Origin of the sequence: Salmonella sp. NW38, assembly GCF_051807745.1 — a bacterium.
Lineage (GTDB): Bacteria > Pseudomonadota > Gammaproteobacteria > Enterobacterales > Enterobacteriaceae > Salmonella > Salmonella enterica.
The window spans coordinates 153,031-171,632 of sequence record NZ_JAMMTO010000011.1 but is presented as its reverse complement, the minus strand read 5'-3'; the positions used below and the strand labels follow the sequence as shown (position 1 = coordinate 171,632).

The 18,602-nt window shown below is 52.7% G+C and carries 15 protein-coding genes; 5 read left to right on the top strand and 10 right to left on the bottom strand.

What is annotated here, in order from left to right; all coding sequences use genetic code 11:
* Positions 1-45: 45 nt before the first annotated feature.
* The 4 genes from cadA to hmpA all read right to left on the bottom strand — a co-directional run bounded on the left by cadA (position 46) and on the right by hmpA (position 6,884).
* Positions 46-2,190: a lysine decarboxylase CadA gene (gene cadA, locus NA624_RS18905; protein WP_001100652.1), complete on the bottom strand. Its 2,145-nt coding sequence runs from the start codon at positions 2,188-2,190 to the stop codon at positions 46-48.
* Positions 2,191-2,272: 82 nt separating this feature from the next.
* Positions 2,273-3,604 (bottom strand): cadaverine/lysine antiporter, encoded by a 1,332-nt coding sequence (gene cadB / locus NA624_RS18900; RefSeq protein ID WP_000100008.1) that lies wholly within the window; start codon positions 3,602-3,604, stop codon positions 2,273-2,275.
* A gap of 360 nt (positions 3,605-3,964) precedes the next feature.
* On the bottom strand, positions 3,965-5,512 hold the full coding sequence (cadC, locus tag NA624_RS18895; protein ID WP_001187155.1) for a lysine decarboxylation/transport transcriptional activator CadC: 1,548 nt from the start codon (positions 5,510-5,512) through the stop codon (positions 3,965-3,967).
* A 181-nt stretch (positions 5,513-5,693) separates the two neighbouring features.
* Positions 5,694-6,884 (bottom strand): NO-inducible flavohemoprotein, encoded by a 1,191-nt coding sequence (gene hmpA / locus NA624_RS18890; RefSeq protein WP_000883147.1) that lies wholly within the window; start codon positions 6,882-6,884, stop codon positions 5,694-5,696.
* A 324-nt stretch (positions 6,885-7,208) separates the two neighbouring features.
* Here hmpA and glyA point away from each other — a divergent pair, with 324 nt between their 5' ends.
* Together glyA and NA624_RS18880 are read left to right on the top strand one after the other, a co-directional pair.
* Complete coding sequence (glyA, locus tag NA624_RS18885) at positions 7,209-8,462, top strand: serine hydroxymethyltransferase (RefSeq protein ID WP_000919178.1); 1,254 nt, start codon at positions 7,209-7,211, stop codon at positions 8,460-8,462.
* A 195-nt stretch (positions 8,463-8,657) separates the two neighbouring features.
* Entirely contained in the window at positions 8,658-9,797 is a 1,140-nt protein-coding gene (locus tag NA624_RS18880) for a 3-phenylpropionate MFS transporter (protein ID WP_001173727.1), read from the top strand.
* On the opposite strand, the gene csiE is transcribed toward NA624_RS18880, so the two are convergent.
* On the bottom strand, positions 9,792-11,069 hold the full coding sequence (gene csiE / locus NA624_RS18875) for a stationary phase inducible protein CsiE (RefSeq protein ID WP_000982961.1): 1,278 nt from the start codon (positions 11,067-11,069) through the stop codon (positions 9,792-9,794). The two genes, NA624_RS18880 and csiE, sit on opposite strands and share 6 nt — an antisense overlap.
* Before the next feature lie 125 nt (positions 11,070-11,194).
* Here csiE and NA624_RS18870 point away from each other — a divergent pair, with 125 nt between their 5' ends.
* Positions 11,195-11,833, top strand: coding sequence for a DUF1007 family protein (locus NA624_RS18870; RefSeq protein ID WP_000843761.1), 639 nt, complete (start codon positions 11,195-11,197; stop codon positions 11,831-11,833).
* On the top strand, positions 11,824-12,810 hold the full coding sequence (locus NA624_RS18865; RefSeq protein WP_000111007.1) for a nickel/cobalt transporter: 987 nt from the start codon (positions 11,824-11,826) through the stop codon (positions 12,808-12,810). The genes NA624_RS18870 and NA624_RS18865 overlap by 10 nt, the downstream gene beginning before the upstream one ends.
* Here NA624_RS18865 and asrC read toward each other — a convergent pair whose 3' ends face one another.
* The 5 genes from asrC to suhB form a co-directional block, all read right to left on the bottom strand.
* The gene (asrC, locus tag NA624_RS18860) at positions 12,811-13,824 is read right to left on the bottom strand and encodes a sulfite reductase subunit C (protein ID WP_000020685.1); all 1,014 of its coding nucleotides are present in this window, start codon (positions 13,822-13,824) and stop codon (positions 12,811-12,813) included. It lies immediately after the preceding gene.
* Between the two features lie 10 nt (positions 13,825-13,834).
* Positions 13,835-14,653 carry an anaerobic sulfite reductase subunit AsrB gene (gene asrB / locus NA624_RS18855; protein WP_000017585.1) on the bottom strand — a complete coding sequence of 273 codons (819 nt, stop codon included), beginning with the start codon at positions 14,651-14,653 and terminating at the stop codon, positions 13,835-13,837.
* A 3-nt stretch (positions 14,654-14,656) separates the two neighbouring features.
* Complete coding sequence (gene asrA, locus NA624_RS18850) at positions 14,657-15,700, bottom strand: anaerobic sulfite reductase subunit AsrA (protein WP_000985209.1); 1,044 nt, start codon at positions 15,698-15,700, stop codon at positions 14,657-14,659.
* 181 nt (positions 15,701-15,881) lie between these two features.
* Entirely contained in the window at positions 15,882-16,760 is an 879-nt protein-coding gene (locus NA624_RS18845) for an alpha/beta hydrolase (protein ID WP_000174950.1), read from the bottom strand.
* Positions 16,761-16,904: 144 nt separating this feature from the next.
* On the bottom strand, positions 16,905-17,708 hold the full coding sequence (gene suhB / locus NA624_RS18840; protein WP_000553473.1) for an inositol-1-monophosphatase: 804 nt from the start codon (positions 17,706-17,708) through the stop codon (positions 16,905-16,907).
* A 118-nt stretch (positions 17,709-17,826) separates the two neighbouring features.
* On the opposite strand from suhB, the gene trmJ reads away from it, so the two are divergent.
* Positions 17,827-18,558, top strand: a complete 732-nt coding sequence (gene trmJ, locus NA624_RS18835; RefSeq protein WP_000940032.1) for a tRNA (cytosine(32)/uridine(32)-2'-O)-methyltransferase TrmJ — start codon at positions 17,827-17,829, stop codon at positions 18,556-18,558.
* The last annotated feature ends 44 nt before the right edge of the window (positions 18,559-18,602 follow it).

The following is an 18,602-nucleotide window of genomic DNA, read 5'->3' as shown; positions in this document are numbered from 1 at the left end:
TGCTGCGTGAAAAAAGGGAAGTGGCAAGCCACTTCCCTTTGGTACTTATTTCGTATTTTCTTTCAGCACTTTAACGGTGTAACGTCCGTCTGCCTGACGATAGGCGCCGTGGATATCGGTTTCGAAGCCCGGATAGTGGGCGCCGATTTCGCACAGCATTTGCAGGAATTCCAGTACCGGACGGCTTTCCTCGGTGATCATTTCACCAGGCATCACCAGCGGCACTCCCGGAGGGTAAGGAAGGATCATGTTGGCGTTGACGCGACCAACCATCTCTTCAAGATACACCTCTTCCGTTTCGCCATGCAGCTCTTTCTGGAACGCAGTATACGGCGTCATCACCATTTTCGGCAGCACTTCAAACGCACGGTACATTAAGTCCGGCAGATTATGATGTTCGACCAGTTTATGAATATTCTGCGCCAGTTCCTGGATGCGCATATTTTCATAAAACTCAGGCGCTTCGCGGTACAGTGCCGGCAGAATGTTTTTGACGCGCAGGTTCAGGTCAAAGGCGCGTTTAAATTCAGTGAGCGCGCGCAGCAGGCTCAGAGCTTTGGTTTTGTCGATACCAATGCTGAACAGGAACAGCAGGTTGTATGGGCCGGTTTTTTCTACGATGATGCCGCGTTCATCGAGATATTTGGCGACCAGACTTGCCGGAATACCGAATTCATCCATCGTACCGTCTTTCTTCATCCCCGGCGTCAGGATAGTGACTTTGATCGGGTCGAGGTACATGTGTTCGTTATCGATATTTTTGAAGCCATGCCATGCGCTATCTGAACGCAGCGGCCAGCACTCAGCTCCATCGATATGTTCCGGCTGCCATACGTCAAAGAACCAGCCGTCGGATTCGCTTTTCAGGCGTTTAATTTCTTTACGGAATTTAATCGCACGTTCAATAGAGCCGTTAATCAGGCGTTTACCCGCATTACCTTTCATCATCGCCGCTGCGGTTTCAGTAGACGCTACGATACCGTAGTGCGGAGAAGTGGTGGTATGCATCATGTAGGCTTCGTTAAAGGTTTCTTCGTTAATGTCGCCTTTAACATGAATCATGGATGCCTGTGAAAACGCCGCCAGCAGTTTATGCGTGGACTGGGTTTCATAAATGATTTTGCCTTCTACACGGTCGCCGCTCATACCGCATTTACCCTGATAAATAGGGGAGAAATTGGTGTAAGGCACCCAGGCGGAGTCAAAATGAATGGACTTCACATCCAGAGTTTTCTTGATGTAGTCAGTGTTATACAACAGACCGTCATAGGTTGAGTTAGTAATAACAGCATGGACCGGCCAGGTTGCGTTAGGCGTCTCTTTTACCCGTTTAGCGATAGTGGCGTGCTGGAACTCGCTTTGCGGAATACCGCCAAGAATACCGTAGGCGTTACGGGTTGGGCGGAAATAAATCGGCGTAATGTCGCTCATCATCATCAGATGGGTCAGCGATTTATGGCAGTTACGGTCAATCAGTACCGTGCTGCCTGCCGGCGCGGAGTACATACCGACGATTTTGTTCGCCGTAGAGGTGCCGTTCGTCACCATGTAGCTACGTTCGGCGTTAAAGACGCGGGCGATATACTCTTCCGCTTCTTTATGCGGGCCGGAGTGGTCCAGCAGCGAACCCAGTTCAGAAACGGAAATCGAAATATCGGATTTCATCGTGTTCGGGCCGAAGAAATCATAAAAGATGCTGCCGACGGGGCTTTTCTGGAAAGCGGTCCCGCCCATGTGGCCAGGCGTACAGAAAGTATATTTCCCTTCGCGCACATATTTGAACAGTGCTTTTGTCAGCGGCGGCAGAATATTGTCGATGTATTCATCGGTATTCTGGCGAATTTTCGCCGCGATATCGGCTGCGGCGCCTAAAGCATATTCAAAGAAGCGAACCTGCATTCTCAGATCGTTGAGGCTGACGTCCAGCGTAGAGTAGCTGTTGGCGAAGGCGTACAGCGGCATATACTCGTTCAGCTTGCTAATCTCTTCGCAAAGCTCGAGGTTATATTTATCCCAGTCGAAAATGACGCCGCAAAGGCGGGAGTTATTTTCAATCAGCTTCAGCAGGTCTTCTCGGTCGTTTGGATAGACGATACGGAAATTTAAACCTTCCAGTGCACGATGCAGTTCACGAATAGGCTCTTCTTTAAAGTAGACGCCCATGTGGTTCATGATAGCAATAACGTTCATAGTCTTGTTCCTGGTAAAGTGGGCCCCTCCCGCTACGCTATAGCAGGTGACGAAAGGGGCTTTGAGAAAAAGGAGTTAGCGGTTAAAGCGCTTCAGCCGTATTGTTGTCGCTGTCGTTGTTCTGGCGCTGGTGCATTTTGCGACCGTAGAACATCAGGATGATCAGACTGACGATAAAGGTGCCGGAGAGTTCGAACGAGCTGGCGCCCATCAGTGCGATGAAGCAAAATGCGCAGCCCAGTACAGAACAAATCAGGCTTACCGAGTTACGGATGTTGAACCCTTCGAAGCGAATCAGGTCAACACAGGAGTAGAAGTACGGCAGCATGGTAAGCAGTACGGCAATCCCGGTCAGTTCGCCGAACAGGTCGGACGCTTTACCGCCGCTGGAGTTCATGATGGTGATCAGAATCATCAGCGCCGTCATTTTCACCGCAGCCAACAGCAGACCTTTTTTCGGAATACCGTTTTTATCCATTTCACCGTAAATTTTCGGGAAGTTGCCGTCGTTGGCGGCGCGAACCCCAGCCTGGCCGACCAGCATCATCCAGGAGCCCAGAGACGTCAGGCAGGCGAAAGCGGTAAAGGCGGAAACCAGCGGCGCAGCCCAGCCACCCAGAATCGTGGAGGTACTGATAGCGAACGGCGCGCCGGAAGAGGCCATAACGGAAGCTGGGAACATCCCGGCGATAACCTGAGTCGCGGCGATATAGATGATGCCTGCCAGCGCGGTACCCAGCATGGTTGCCAGCGGTACGGTGCGTTTCGGATTTTTCACCATGCCGGTGCTGACGGCGGCAGACTCAACGCCAACGAACGCCCACAGGCAGAGCAGAATACTTTTAACAATGGCGTGAGAGTCGGTCGTCGTGGACGTGTTCCAGTTCGCGTGATAGGTCGCGATATCGAACCAATGCCAGCCGGCGACTGCGGTCAAGACTACCGGGATCAGCACCAGAAATAGGCCAATCGTTGTCAAGCGGCTGACCCAGGCCCCGCCCAGCATATTAATAAAGGTGAACAGCCAGACGATAGCAATACAGGCAATACCTGCCGGTATTGGATTATTTAATGCCGGGAAGAACGTAGAAAGATAAGAAACAGCGGTAATGCCGATGGCTAAGTTACCAATCCAGTTTGCGTGATAATAAAGAACGCCGGTCTGGAAACCAAACGCCGGAGATATTTCCCCAGCATAAGCGATAGGGCCACCCTGTTGAGGGTTTTTGGTTGCCAGCCTCGCATAAACATAAGCCAGCGACATTGCCCCAATAATAGAAATTACCCAGCCCCAGATGGCAATGCCACCAATACTGGCAAGGTTGGCGGGTAATAATGCAATCCCGCTCCCCATCATATTACCGGCAACGACGCCAGTACAGGCAAATAGCCCGATCTTTTTGACAGAACTCATGTTCATTTCTCCTGAGCTGTATTTTTAAGAACCGGGCTTATGCTTCATATATGCTGCGTGCCCGTTCAACTGTCGACAAGATTAACGAATGGGTTGAGATAAGTCCTAAAGAAAAAGTGAAATAAACACAAACATGAAAAAACTGATAGATTGATTTTTTTGAATTAACATATAAATATCATGAAAAATATCATGAAAGGATAAACATCGTTTAATTACAAGGAGTTATATTTACATTTCTTTGCAGTAAATATGTTGCCAAAATTAACATAAGTTATTTTTGGTAACATGTTTTTCACAAAATAAAAGCGAAAAATTTAATATCTTTTCGCTTTTATTTGTCATGGTTCAGCGTTAAATTTAATCTTCTGCCAGAAAACTATTCAGATAAGGGACAATTTTCTGAACGGATGTCTGAAATACGCCATTTTCAATCCAGTACAGCGTGTTTTCACCTGGACGTAAATTAAAGGCGGTCAGATAGGCATCAGCGGCCAGACGATTCTCACCTTTCATTTCGTAAACTTTCCCCAACAGGACATAGTTAAACCACGACATTTCAAGCTCGATGCTTTTATTGATTTCCTCATACGCTGCATCGATATCACCTTTGCCTAACAGATCGACGGTCTTGATTTTATAATAAACAGACGTTTTCTCAACGCCCGGAATTTGATCTATTTTTTTAAACTCTTCGTTCAGTGCGGCCACTTGTTCTTTATCAAACGGCTGCTGTGATTGCCGTAATACATCTACCAGCACTTTATATTCATAGGCATAGTTGAAATCAGGCGTTTCCTTAATAATGCCATTCAGAATATCGCTGGCTTTACCTAGCGCCTGCGCATCGCCGCTCAGAATAAGCTGGCGCGCCTCATAAAAACGCATCAGCGCGGTATTTTGCGGCGTTCTGAACAGGGCCAGTTGTTCTCGCATACGATTAGGCCAGGGCTGTGTTAAAACGAAAGACAGGCTATTAAACAGATCATCCTGGATGGACAACTGGTTAGTATTGGTGACGAAATAACGCTTATCCAGCATGGTTGAACCATCGGCGTTATCAATGAGCACCACAGACATAAAGCACTGCTGCGCCCGATAGTGGCGCTGATTGACAAACTGAATGGTTAACGTCTTACCGGAGCTGCTTGGCTCATTGACCCGGTAATTAGTTTTATCGTGCACCATAAAGGTCGAGTAGGTGTTCAGCAGGTCGGTGATTAAGCCGCCCAGACCGATGGCGTAGGACTCCTGCGAGACCCAGTTATTACAGGAATTGCCGCCTTCAAAACGAACATCTATATCTCGTGGGTTAAGTAATAACCGCGTTTTTGTTACCGCGGCATTATGATCTACCACCGACATCACGATAAACACCACCAGCGTCGCCAGCGAGAGTAGGAACATTACCCACGTCCAGAAAGCGGCGATACGCGGCTTTTTCGCCTTTTTAGTCGGCGTTTGCAAAGAGGCGGGCGGCACAGGCGTAGCGGCAGTAGCCCCCTCTGCCGGTTCTGCATTCGTTGCTGCGATCGGCGGCGGCGGCGGCGACGTTGATGAATTATCGATCTCATCGCTATTTTCTTCGCACCAGATAACCGGCGCCGTCAGCTTATAGCCGCGTTTAGGTACGGTAACGATGTATTCAGCATTGCTGTCTCCGCCATCTCTTAATGATTTGCGTAGTTCAGAAATGCTTTGGGTGACAACATGGTTGGTCACGATGGTGCGCATCCAGACATGATCAATAATGTTATCCCGGCTTAACACTTCATCCGGATGATGCGCAAAATACATCAGAAGATCGATCAGCCGTGGTTCAAGAGTAATCTGGCGTCCCTGACGACTGATCTGATTAACAGAAGGTGTAACCAGCCACTCTCCAATGCGTACAACAGGTTGCTGCATAAAAAGATGCCCTAACGAGCTAAGTCAAACGTTAATAATAACACGATTTGCACAGACTTTTTTTATTCCCCTTTTTTGTAAAAGAAAGGCATAAAAAGCAGCGCAATAAGCAGGAGAACGGGGAGGGAAACGGGCGTTCGCCTTAACGATAACGCCCGTTTTTTCAGCGGATTTCTTGCAATTACAGCACTTTATGCGGGCCGAAGCATTCGTAATGAATGTTTTCGTTATTCACGCCAAGGGAAACCAGTTGTTTTGCGGCAAACTGCATAAAGCCTACCGGGCCGCAAAGATAGAACTGCATTGCCGGATCGCTGATTGCGGCTTCCAGTTTGCTTAAATCCATCAGCCCTTCGCTGTCAAAGACGCGTTGGGCGCGATCGGCCTCGGTCGGTTCGCGGTACCAGGTATGGGCAGTGAAACGCGGCAGTGTACGGCCCAGCTCGCTTACTTCGTCGGCAAACGCATGAACGTCGCCGTTCTCCGCCGCATGGAACCAGTTCACCTGCGCGGTATGCTGTTCTTTCGCCAGCGTATCGAGCATCGCCAACATCGGCGTCTGGCCGACGCCAGCGGAAATCAGCGAAACGGGGGTATCAGCGGCGACATTCATAAAGAAGTCACCTGCCGGCGCAGCCAGATGTACCACATCGCCCACGCTGGCGTGGTGGTGTAACCAGTTTGATACCTGGCCGCCGTCTTCACGCTTCACGGCAATACGGTACCCTTTGCCATCGGGTTTACGGGTCAGTGAATATTGGCGGATCTCCTGATGCGCAAAACCTTCCGGCTTCAGCCAGACCCCCAGATACTGCCCGGGGCGGTATTCCGCCACCGTACCGCCGTCGACTGGTTCAAACTCAAAGCTGGTGATCAGTGCGCTACGCGGGGTTTTTGCAACGATGCGGAAGGGGCGCGTGCCTTCCCAGCCGCCGTCTTTGCTGGCGTTCTCGTGATAAATCTCGGCTTCCCGATGAATAAAGACGTTAGCCAGTACGCCATAGGCTTTTCCCCACGCGTCCAGCACCTCCTGGCCCGGGTTGAACATTTCGTCCAGCGTCGCCAGCAGATGCGTCCCGACGATGTTGTACTGCTCCGGCTTAATCTGGAAGCTGGTGTGCTTCTGCGCGATTTTTTCTACCGCCGGCAGCAACGCCGGTAAATTTTCGATATTGCTGGCGTAGGCCGCGATAGCATTAAACAGGGCTTCGCGCTGATCGCCGTTACGCTGGTTGCTCATATTGAAGATTTCTTTGAGCTCCGGATTATGCGTAAACATACGGTCGTAGAAGTGGGCGGTCAGTTTCGGTCCTGTTTCAACCAGCAGGGGAATGGTGGCCTTTACTGTAGCGATGGTTTGTGCGTCAAGCATACGTGCTTCCTTTATGTGAAAATCTAATGATGTATATCAAATGCATCTTATAAAAATACCCTTGCATTGTAAATGGATCTTCTCTGCTTTACGTTATGGAGGTAACAACGTGAAAAATCTGCATCACAAAGCTGAAAAGAAATCCGTTGAAATTCGTCAGGCTCTCGTTCAGGAAACCCTTATCTGACGCATAGGTAATCGTTTGCGTAAAAACCTTTGTCAAGACCTGTTATCGAAGAATGATTCGGTTATACTGTTGGCCGAAGTCCCACGGACTGCCTTTTCAGGCACAAATTTTATTGTTAGCTGAGTCAGGAGATGCGGATGTTAAAGCGTGAAATGAACATTGCCGATTATGATGCCGAATTGTGGCAGGCTATGGAGCAGGAAAAAGTACGTCAGGAAGAGCACATCGAACTGATCGCCTCCGAAAACTACACCAGCCCGCGCGTGATGCAGGCGCAGGGGTCTCAGCTGACCAACAAATACGCTGAAGGTTATCCGGGCAAGCGCTACTACGGCGGTTGCGAATACGTTGATGTCGTAGAGCAGCTGGCTATCGACCGCGCGAAAGAACTGTTCGGCGCTGACTACGCTAACGTGCAGCCGCACTCCGGTTCTCAGGCTAACTTCGCTGTTTACACCGCGCTGCTGCAGCCGGGCGATACCGTTCTGGGTATGAACCTGGCGCAGGGTGGTCACCTGACTCACGGCTCCCCGGTTAACTTCTCCGGTAAACTGTACAACATCGTACCTTACGGTATCGATGAGTCCGGTAAAATTGACTATGACGAGATGGCGAAGCTGGCCAAAGAGCACAAGCCGAAGATGATTATCGGTGGCTTCTCTGCCTACTCCGGCGTGGTTGACTGGGCAAAAATGCGTGAAATCGCTGACAGCATCGGCGCATACCTGTTTGTCGACATGGCGCACGTGGCGGGCCTGATTGCCGCAGGCGTTTACCCGAACCCGGTTCCCCATGCGCATGTGGTCACCACCACCACCCACAAAACCCTGGCGGGTCCGCGCGGCGGCCTGATCCTGGCGAAGGGCGGCGATGAAGAGCTGTATAAAAAACTGAACTCCGCCGTCTTCCCAAGCGCGCAGGGCGGCCCGCTGATGCACGTGATCGCGGGTAAAGCGGTAGCACTGAAAGAAGCGATGGAGCCGGAGTTCAAAGTTTACCAGCAGCAGGTGGCGAAAAACGCCAAAGCGATGGTAGAAGTGTTCCTGAACCGCGGCTACAAAGTGGTGTCTGGCGGCACTGAGAACCACCTGTTCCTGCTGGACCTGGTGGATAAAAACCTGACCGGTAAAGAAGCTGACGCCGCGCTGGGCCGTGCTAACATCACCGTGAACAAAAACAGCGTGCCGAACGATCCGAAGAGCCCGTTCGTGACCTCCGGTATCCGTATCGGTTCCCCGGCGGTTACTCGTCGCGGCTTCAAAGAAGCGGAAGTGAAAGAGCTGGCTGGCTGGATGTGTGACGTGCTGGACAACATCAATGATGAAGCCACCATTGAACGCGTGAAAGCGAAAGTACTGGATATCTGCGCCCGCTTCCCGGTTTACGCGTAAGCGCTTATGTTGTGAAAATGGCCCGATGGCGCTGCGTCTGTCGGGCATTACTTATGCGCCATAACGTGACGCCGCCGGAAGTCATTATCCGGCGGCGTTGCCGTTTGAACTTCTCCCTCCGCTTGTTAATCTTATGTTACCCTTGCCAGCGCAACCGTTTACCGCCAGACTATCGCCTCCAAAAGGGAGGGAATCATGGCATTGCATTCCACGCGCTGGCTGGCGCTCAGTTATTTCACCTACTTCTTTAGTTACGGTATTTTTCTGCCCTTCTGGAGCGTCTGGCTCAAAGGTCTTGGGCTAACGCCGGAAACCATCGGTCTTCTGCTGGGCGTGGGTCTGGTCGCGCGTTTTCTCGGTAGTCTGCTCATTGCGCCTCGCGTAAGCGATCCTTCGCGGTTGATCTCCGCGCTGCGCGTACTGGCATTGCTGACGCTGGTATTTGCGCTGGCATTTTGGGCAGGAACGCATGTCGCGTGGCTAATGGTGGTGATGGTTGGGTTTAACCTCTTCTTTTCACCACTGGTGCCGCTGACCGATGCGCTGGCCAATACCTGGCAAAAGCAAATTACCCTGGACTATGGTCGGGTGCGGCTGTGGGGGTCTATCGCCTTCGTGATAGGGTCGGCGCTGACCGGTAAGCTGGTGAGTTTATACGATTACCAGGCGATTCTGGCGCTACTGACGCTCGGCGTCGCCTCGATGTTGCTGGGTATGTTGTTACGTCCCAGCGTGCCGCCGCAAGGGGAAAGCCGTCAGCAGGAGAGCGCAGGCTGGCCCGCCTGGCGTACGCTGGTGGCACAAAGTTGGCGTTTTCTCGCCTGCGTCTGTTTGCTGCAAGGGGCGCACGCCGCCTACTATGGTTTTAGCGCCATCTACTGGCAGGGGGCTGGCTATTCAGCATCGGCGGTCGGCTATTTATGGTCGTTGGGCGTGGTGGCGGAAGTGATCATTTTCGCCCTGAGTAAAAAGCTATTCCGTCGGTTTAGCGCCCGCGACTTGCTATTGCTTTCCGCTGTGTGTGGGATGGTACGCTGGGGACTGATGGGCTGGAGTACGGCGTTGCCGTGGCTGATTGTGATACAAATCCTGCACTGTGGCACGTTTACCGTTTGCCATCTGGCCGCCATGCGTTATATCGCTGCGCGTCAGGGAAGCGAGGTGATTCGTTTGCAGGCCGTCTATTCCGCTGTGGCGATGGGCGGCAGCATCGCGATTATGACAGTATTTGCCGGTTTTCTGTATCAACATCTGGGCGGCGGCGTATTCTGGATTATGGCGCTGGTGGCATTGCCCGCTATCTTTCTTCGGCCCAAAGTGGTTGCCGCGTCATGATTCCAGGATCTTGCGGATCTGCTGCTGTTGGTGCTCTGTGAGGGCGCGATCCGCATGAATTAACGGCGGTGAGAAGAGCGGTAGCGGCGTGGCGTAAGGGGTAACAATCAGCGCTACGCCGCGCGGGCATCCCTCTTTTTGAAACGCCTGGAGCGATATCCGTCTGATATTCAGCGGCAACAGGGTCAGTTCACGCAGTTGCTGCTCAATATGCGTCTCCAGCGCATCATTTTTATCCGCTAACAATACGATCTGTCTCTCATGCAAATCGTTATCCTGCATCAGCCAGGCGCCGAAAATCACTGCCACCAGCCCCGTCTCTTCCTCGGAAAAGTGGATACCATATTCGGCTTCAAACCCGGCGAGCGCCTCACGTGTGGTGCGAACCAGACGCGGATAAAGACGGTTGAACTCTTCCGGAAGCGTATTATCGATGCCAATCGTGAATAAACTTCGGTTCAGCGCCTGGGCGAGATGGACATACAGCTGATCGTTAAGCCCTTGTTCGTCGCTGAAGCGTACGTTCCCTTTTTCTCGAAAGCGCAGCACCAGTCGCGCCACCTCCAGTCGCAGTTGTTGTGCCCGTTGATGCGTGTCGCGAATCGGGTCGGGGAGGCGAATCATTGAAAACAGTAACGCCATAAACAGCGCTTCATTGAGCGGTGCGGCCTGCATCACGTGGCGCTGCCAGTGACGACCAATTTCCTGGGCGAGTGGATATTCCGCGCACGACTGCGCCCAAATCTGCTGCACAGGGTTGAATTCCGGGGTGATGCCGGCATGGTGTTGTAGCAGACAATACTGTAAAAAGAGACGCAGGAACTGCACGTCGCGATGTTCAAATGGTTTTTGCAACCGACGGGCGCACAGATTGATGAGCGCGTGCAGATTAATATCGTCATACAGCGGACGCGCGATACCGCGCTGCTTTAGCGCGTTTTTTAAGGCCGGGGTAAACTGTTGCGTGACGAAGGTCGGGCATAAACGCAGGCCGCGCCTGAGCCAGTGTAAAAGGCAAAGGCGCTGATCGAGTGCTGTACCTTCGATCCGATAGCAACCGTTCTGGCATGTTGTGATGGCAAGGCGATGATAGCGCTGGATCTCCAGGCTTGTCTCAGTGATATCTTCACGGGCAGTATCATCATCAACGCCATTAAGCGCGCTGAAGATTTCCACCGTGGCAATTGGCTCCGGCTGGAAAAGCGTCAGCAATACCTGACAGCGGCGCTGGGGAGCGGAAAGTACAGATGGTGGGGCAATTGTCGGCATCATCTGTCAGGTCTCCCGTTAGTTTGTCTGGTAAGGATAGCTAAAGTTTGCGTGTGAAAAATGTGATAAGCGTGCTTTTAGGCCAGGAATGCTGAGGAGCGTCACAGAATTTTTATCGCGAGGAACAGATGAAGTCAGTGAAACGCAGCGCCTTAACACTATTTCTTGCCGTTTTATCTTTCGTGGCGGCGGCGCATCCGCACAGCTTCATCCGTCTGCAAACGCAGGTGGTCAGTGAAAATGAGCAATTTGTGGCGTTAAAAATGCGCTGGACAATGGACGCGCTGACGTCCGCAGATCTGCTGTATGACGCCGGAAACGCGGCGCCGGGGTCAGAAATATGGAAAAAGTTGGCGGCGGAAGTGATGGCTAACGTACTTGGGCAGCACTACTTTACAGAAGTGTGGCGCAATGGCGCGAAAGTGAAGTTTAAAAACAGGCCGACAGAATACGATATGACGCGTGACGCGCATCAGGCGGTATTGACCTTTACGCTGCCGCTGGCTGAACCGCAGCCGTTAAGCGGTCAGACTTATACCTTTTCAACGTTTGATCCCTCTTATTATGTCGATATGCATTATGACCAGGACAGCGATATCACGATGCCGGAACCGCTGCGCGAAAAGTGTCGGATTCAGGTTTATACTCCTGCGCCCGGCGAAGAGACGCTACGTTTCGCCCAGTCGCTGGATAAAGAGGACGCGCCGCCGGAGGATATGGATTTAGGTAAACAGTTTGCCCAAACGGTGACCTTGCAATGTCAGTAATTTTTTCTCAACGCGCTCCGGGGCGGCGCTGGCTCTCGCTGTGGCCATTGGCGTTATTCCTGCTACTGATGCTGGTTGGCGGTCTGTGGATGTGGCAGGCCTGGCCGCAGGTGATGTTGAAAAGCGCTCTTTGGCGGCGGGACGTAAATCAGCAGTTGAGCGCGCTGCTTAACGCGGTGGCGACGCATCCCGAGCGGGCGGGCGGATCGTTGCTTCTGCTGAGTTTTATGTATGGCGTGCTTCATGCGCTGGGGCCGGGACACGGCAAAGTGGTGATCGCGACATGGCTGGCGACGCATCCTTCGAAGCTGAAATCAAGTATCGTGCTAACCCTCGCCGCCGCGTTATTACAGGGGCTCGTGGCTATCGGGTTGGTGGTGGGCGTGCTGACCGTATTGCAACTTCCGGCCAGGCAGCTCCATCTGAGCGGTTTCTGGCTGGAAAAGGGGAGCTATGCGTTAGTTGGCGGGCTGGGCATCTTGCTGTGCTGGCGGGCCATAAAAAGGTTACGCGCGCTGCTACGTAAACCTGCCTTTATCGCTTTTACGCCGCGCCATGTTCACCATGAAAAATGCGGCTGCGGACATCAGCATTTACCGACGCAGGAACAATTGCATAGCGGCGATGACTGGCGCGCGCGACTCATGATCGTACTGTCTATGGGGATGCGGCCCTGTTCCGGCGCGATAATGGTGCTGTTATTCAGTAAAGTGATTGGCGTTTTTAGCTGGGGAATGGCGTCGGTACTGGCAATGGCGGCGGGAACCTCGCTAACGATTACCTCGCTGGCGCTGCTGGTACACACTTTTCGTGCTCTGGCGGTGAAACTCAGTGGAAACAAAGCGCCGGCGTTATGGCGGCAGGTAGGCTGGTCAACGCTGGCGCTGGCCGGAGGGGTCATACTGCTTGTTGCGGCGCTGGTCATGTGGTTTAGCGTGCCGCAGCCTGTGGGCGGGCTGCGGCCATGGCGTGGTTGATTAGTGCCCGGCGGGTTTGAGATGCATCCGCGCGACGGATTCGTCTTCGGCCCAGTAAATGCGTTCGGCGACCATCGCTTCCGGATTGAGCTGAACGCCGCGCAGTACCCGTTCTTTAAAACGCAGGTAGCCGCCTTTGTCGATCAGATGGCCCATATGGAGATAGATCGGTTTTCCGCCGAGCATCTCTTTTTCAAATTCATACAGGTTAACGATCACCTGCTTTATCACATCTTCAGTCACCCAGTTGAGGAAGAGCTTGCCGACGCGCGGCGTCTTTTTACTGGTGCGTCCGCCCAGACGGACTTGCCAGAGCTGATCCGGCTTACGTTGCCAGGCCAGCGTCGGACAGGCCAGCACGCACTCGCCGCAGCCGATACAGGCGGACTCTTCTTTGACCGCTTTGCCGTTCTTCAGCGCCAGGCAGCCTACCGCGTGGTGACTACAGGCCTTCACGCAGGCGCCGCAACCGATACAGCGATCGGCAGTGAAGCGCATTTTCGCCACGCCAATAATTCCCAGATCGGCCATTGACGCCTTCGCGCAATCATTCGGGCAGCCGACGATGACCGTTTTGAGATGATAAGGGCTGGGATAGACCAGTTTTTCAAGACGACGGGACAGACCGGTCGTGTCAGTGTTGGCTTTCTGGCAAATGCGGTTCCCCTGACAGGCGACAATATTTCGCCCGCCAATAGCGAGATAGCCCGCTTTGGTATCCTCAACCTGGACGTCGCACAGTTCTATTTCAATCTCGCGAAGAAACGGCTCCAGCGCGGCGTTCACGTTGTCGATATCTTCGTAACGGATACCCGGCATCGCCAGCTTCTGGCGGGTAGTGAGGTGAATTTGTCCGTTGCCCCAGGTTTCGGCGATGTCACGCGCCACCGTTAGCAAATGCGCGGGCAAAATACCGCCGGGAATGCGGACGCTGATCATGGCTTCGCCGCGCACTTTTGACAGGCGATATTCGTTTTTCGCACGGGCTTTAATGATATCAATATCAATGCTCATGATGTTCTCCTTAATCGGCAAAACGTTGCGCGACGGCGTAGTTAAATATCGGACCGTCGGTGCAGACATACACTTCGCCCATACGGCAGTGGCCGCACTTCCCGACGGAGCAGGCCATCCGGCGTTCGTAGTCCACCCAGATTTGCTCCGGCTTGAGCCCTTTTTGCAGCAGCATTTTTACGGTAAAGGTAATCATTATTGGCGGCCCAACGACGATGGCCTGCATAGTGTCGATATCGCTAAGCGTCATGTCGGCAAGCCGATCTGTCACCCGGCCAATCTGGTAACGGTCATCAGCCTCGCCTTCATCCAGCGTGAGCACCAGATTATGTTTGCCGTGCCACGTCGCCATTTCTTCTTTGTACAGCACGCAATCGCGATTTTTATAGCCGAGAATCATATCCAGTTGACCAATTTCCTGGGGATTCTCAACGAAATAGCGCATTAAGCCTTTCACCGGCGCGACGCCCGTGCCGCCTGCGACAACCAGTAAGGGTTTATGGCGCAGCGTATCGACCGGATAGCCATTGCCATAGCAGCCGCGTAGCCACACGTTGTCGCCTTCTTTCAGCGTAAAGAGGGCGCTGGTCACTTTTCCGACATTACGGATCAGCAGATCTATCCAGCCGTCGCCGTAGTCGGAAACGGAGATGGGTGCTTCGCCGACGCGCGGCAGCGACACCTCAACAAATTGCCCCCAGTGCGCGGGAAAATCGACGGCCACGCGGAAATTCCACTCCAGCGGCGTGTGGCGAGTAATACTGAGGATGCGGTACGCCGCAGGCAGCAAACTGTGCTGCGGTTTATCATGACAGGAACAATGTGACATGCGTTATGCCTCCTCTGCCAGCGCCTGCCGAACGGCAGCGGTCATTTTATTGATAATCAAAGAAAATTTGATGTATTGCGGGCAGCGATCGTCGCAGCGGCCGCAGCCGACGCACATATGTTCAATGCCGTTGCGCGCTTTGTAGTCATTGACCTTATGCAGGGCGCGGTAGCGCAGACGCTCGCCGGGTTTTTCGCGAAAACCATGACCGCCGGCCATGTCGCTAAAGCCCGGCACCATGCAGCTTGCCCACTGGCGACGGCGTTCGCCGCGCTGCGGATTTTCATCATAGGCGACGTCAAAGACGCTATAGCAGGTACAGGTTGGGCACCCGGTAGTGCAGCGGCCACAACTGATGCAGCGGCTGTCGTAGGCGTCCCATAGCGGGTGGCGGGTGAGAATGTCGCGAATTTTTTGCGGATCGCGGCAAACGCTGTCCGGCGTGACGACGGTTTCCCGGTTTTCGCTGACGAAAGAGGGGGTATAGTCAGCCTCCTGCCCCAGCCCTTGTATCGCCGCCTCGATAAAGGGATCGCGGATGCTGACAAGCGCGCCCTCATCGCTAAAACGCATAGCGGCGCTATAACAGTCAGTTTTATTAGTACCCATTGAGACGCAGAAACAATTTTCGAAGCTTTCTTCACACTCAATAAGGACGAAACGAATATGCTCCCGTAGCAGTTGATAACTGTAATCGGAATTATTCCCATTTGATAAATACATATAATCCAGCCGCGACATGGCGTTAATGTCGCAGGCGCGGGCAAAGATGATTATCGGGGAAGTGTCTGTCTCGGCAATTTGAATGGTGTCTTTATCGAAATAAAAGAGCGTTTCGGTGATAGGGGCGATAATGGTATTCGGCGACATGTGCGATTTCTCGTGCCAGATGAGATCGCGCCAGCCGCTAATCCGTTGATAAATAATGTTGTCAGTGTCGGAAAAACGTCCGCCGCGAAACTCTGCGGACGGGGCAAACACGCGCCATTTTTTGTTTAATCGCTGGATAAGCAAACTAAACTCGTCAGGCGTAATTTTGATAGCCATCACATACTCCACAGTAATATTCAGGAAAAACAAATGAAAATAAATTGTTATAAAAATCAGTTGAATATTACTGTTACGCTAGCGCTAATCCACCGCCTTCGCTAACGGGAAAAAATGGTTTTTACTATCGGTATAATAAATATATTCTTAGTCATAAAATATGCATATATATAGCGTCGCGCTATTTAGCGGATAGCGCGGTCTGAATAAAATTAATCATTGCATCGCGGTAAAGGTTTTCATAACGCCCGGAAAGAGCATCAATGTGATCGCCGCCAGGAATGAAGATTTTTTGTTTGGGCTCTTGGGCGAGGGCATACAATTTCTCACTGTCCTGCCAGGGAATAACATGGTCTGCCGTGCCATGAAGAATCAATACCGGAATGGGGCTGACGCTGGCGATATTGCGATCCGCGCTATAGCGGTCATCAAGCAAATAGCCGCTGCCCGGGATCATCTGGTTGGCGATGGAGGAATAGGATAAAAACGTTGAGTCGAGGATAATCGCACGTATGCCCGCCTGGTCGGCGTAGCGCATATTTGCGCAGCCTACGCAGTGGCCTACGGCGGCCAGTACATTATTGCCGCCCAGGCTCTGCCCCAGCAGTACCAGGCGCTCGGGATTAACGTCGTCGCGATGCCGCACATAATCTATCGCGCTTTTCGTATCGTCCTGTAGCCCCTCTTGTGATGGGGTGCCCTCAGATTCGCCAAAACCACGGTAATCAAACATAAACAGGTTTACGTTGCGTTCTGGCAGCCAACTGACTAACGGCCAGTGCGCCGACATATTTCCGGCGTTGCCATGGACATGAATCACCGTCGCGACGGCGTTTTCCGGCCTGCCGAAAGCAGTGGGAATAAACCAGCCGTGCAGATGCGTGCCATCTTTGGCGGTAAAGGTAATGGATTCAGCTTCGGCAGGGGTTGGCCCATAGACTTTATTGTCCGGGTAATAAAAGGCATTGATCGCTACGCGGGGTAGCAGGTAAATACAGACCACAATGATAAACAGAATAAAAAGGGATTTGACGATGCGTCGGGTATGTTGAAGGGTCATGTTCGCTTCCTTGCCGCTTTATGCCAATAGCGGAGCAGGGAGCGATCGTACAAAAACATGCAGGCAAGTAAAGCGATGAGGCTGTGTTTAGGAAAAACGCCTGAAAAGGCACGGCGGATGAGTGGCCCCATCCGCCGAAGAGACTTAGCGCTTCAGCGCATCGCTCAGTTCGTCGCGCATATTCGCCAGCATGGCTTTAACGACGCGCGGATTCCCCGCCACGATATTACCGGTCATCATGTAGTTATGACCGCCGGTGAAATCGCTGACGATACCGCCCGCTTCACGAACCAGCAGTTCGCCCGCAGCGAAATCCCACGGACGAAGGCCAATTTCAAAGAAACCATCGACACGACCTGCAGCCACATAGGCCAGATCCAGCGCGGCGGAACCGGTGCGGCGGAAATCGGCGCATTCGGTGAACAGCTTGCCGATAATATTAATGTAGGTGGTCGCGTATTGTTTGGCTTTGAACGGGAAGCCGGTAGCGAGGATAGTGCCGTCCAGATCGCGAGCGGTACTGCCGCGCAGACGGTAGCCGTTCAGTTGCGCGCCCTGACCGCGGGTGGCGGTGAACAGTTCGTTACGCATCGGATCGTAAACGACAGCCACTTCAGTACGGCCTTTAATGCGTACAGCAATGGAAACAGAGAAGTGTGGCAGACGTTTGATGAAGTTGGTGGTGCCATCCAGCGGATCGATAACCCATTGAACATCCTGATCTGTGCCAACGTGCTCACCGCTTTCTTCGGTGATAATAGTGTGTTGCGGGTAAGATTTGCGAATGGTGTCGATAATTACCGCTTCAGCGGCCTTATCTACGTTGGTCACAAAATCGTTACTGCCTTTTTGGCTCGCTTCTACAGCGTCCGGAGTTTCATAGTTTTTGGCAATTACATTACCCGCCTTGCGCGCTGCGCGCACGGCGATGGTCAGCATCGGATGCATCGGTCTCTCTCACTGGATGTTAAAGAACGGGAAAACGGCGCAGAGTATAGCAGCGAGATCGGAATCTGTCTTGGTTTTATGGTAAGATGTCCGAATAATCTTTAGCTGAAGAAAGACAATGCTGCAAAACATTCGAATTGTGCTGGTGGAAACCTCCCACACCGGCAATATGGGCTCTGTGGCTCGCGCTATGAAAACCATGGGCTTAACTAACCTGTGGCTGGTAAACCCGCTGGTGAAACCGGACTCCCAGGCCATCGCCCTGGCGGCAGGCGCCAGCGATGTGATCGGTAATGCGCAGATCGTCGATACGCTGGATGAAGCGTTGGCTGGCTGTAGCCTGGTGGTCGGCACCAGCGCCCGTTCCCGCACTTTGCCGTGGCCGATGCTTGATCCGCGCGAGTGCGGCTTAAAAAGCGTGGCGGAAGCGGCAAATACGCCGGTTGCGCTGGTTTTTGGTCGTGAGCGTGTCGGGCTGACTAACGATGAGTTGCAAAAATGCCATTATCACGTCGCGATTGCCGCTAACCCGGAGTACAGCTCGTTGAATCTGGCGATGGCGGTACAGGTCATCGCGTATGAAGTCCGTATGGCCTGGCTGGCGACGCAGGAAAACGGCGACGCGGCAGATCATGAAGAGACGCCGTATCCGCTGGTGGACGATCTTGAACGTTTCTACGGCCATCTGGAGCAAACGTTGCTCTCCACTGGCTTTATTCGCGAAAACCATCCGGGGCAGGTGATGAATAAATTGCGCCGTCTGTTTACCCGCGCCCGCCCGGAAAGCCAGGAGTTGAATATTCTGCGTGGGATTCTGGCGTCTATTGAGCAGCAGAATAAAGGCAAGTAACCGCGCCATCCGGCACATCAATACCGCACGGAACGCTAAATACC

Coding starts and splice junctions, on each gene's coding strand:
- cadA (WP_001100652.1), bottom strand. CDS start 2,190: ATGAACGTTATTGCTATCATGAACCACATGGGCGTCTACTTTAAAGAA.
- cadB (WP_000100008.1), bottom strand. CDS start 3,604: ATGAGTTCTGTCAAAAAGATCGGGCTATTTGCCTGTACTGGCGTCGTT.
- cadC (WP_001187155.1), bottom strand. CDS start 5,512: ATGCAGCAACCTGTTGTACGCATTGGAGAGTGGCTGGTTACACCTTCT.
- hmpA (WP_000883147.1), bottom strand. CDS start 6,884: ATGCTTGACGCACAAACCATCGCTACAGTAAAGGCCACCATTCCCCTG.
- glyA (WP_000919178.1), top strand. CDS start 7,209: ATGTTAAAGCGTGAAATGAACATTGCCGATTATGATGCCGAATTGTGG.
- NA624_RS18880 (WP_001173727.1), top strand. CDS start 8,658: ATGGCATTGCATTCCACGCGCTGGCTGGCGCTCAGTTATTTCACCTAC.
- csiE (WP_000982961.1), bottom strand. CDS start 11,069: ATGATGCCGACAATTGCCCCACCATCTGTACTTTCCGCTCCCCAGCGC.
- NA624_RS18870 (WP_000843761.1), top strand. CDS start 11,195: ATGAAGTCAGTGAAACGCAGCGCCTTAACACTATTTCTTGCCGTTTTA.
- NA624_RS18865 (WP_000111007.1), top strand. CDS start 11,824: ATGTCAGTAATTTTTTCTCAACGCGCTCCGGGGCGGCGCTGGCTCTCG.
- asrC (WP_000020685.1), bottom strand. CDS start 13,824: ATGAGCATTGATATTGATATCATTAAAGCCCGTGCGAAAAACGAATAT.
- asrB (WP_000017585.1), bottom strand. CDS start 14,653: ATGTCACATTGTTCCTGTCATGATAAACCGCAGCACAGTTTGCTGCCT.
- asrA (WP_000985209.1), bottom strand. CDS start 15,700: ATGGCTATCAAAATTACGCCTGACGAGTTTAGTTTGCTTATCCAGCGA.
- NA624_RS18845 (WP_000174950.1), bottom strand. CDS start 16,760: ATGACCCTTCAACATACCCGACGCATCGTCAAATCCCTTTTTATTCTG.
- suhB (WP_000553473.1), bottom strand. CDS start 17,708: ATGCATCCGATGCTGACCATCGCCGTGCGCGCAGCGCGCAAGGCGGGT.
- trmJ (WP_000940032.1), top strand. CDS start 17,827: ATGCTGCAAAACATTCGAATTGTGCTGGTGGAAACCTCCCACACCGGC.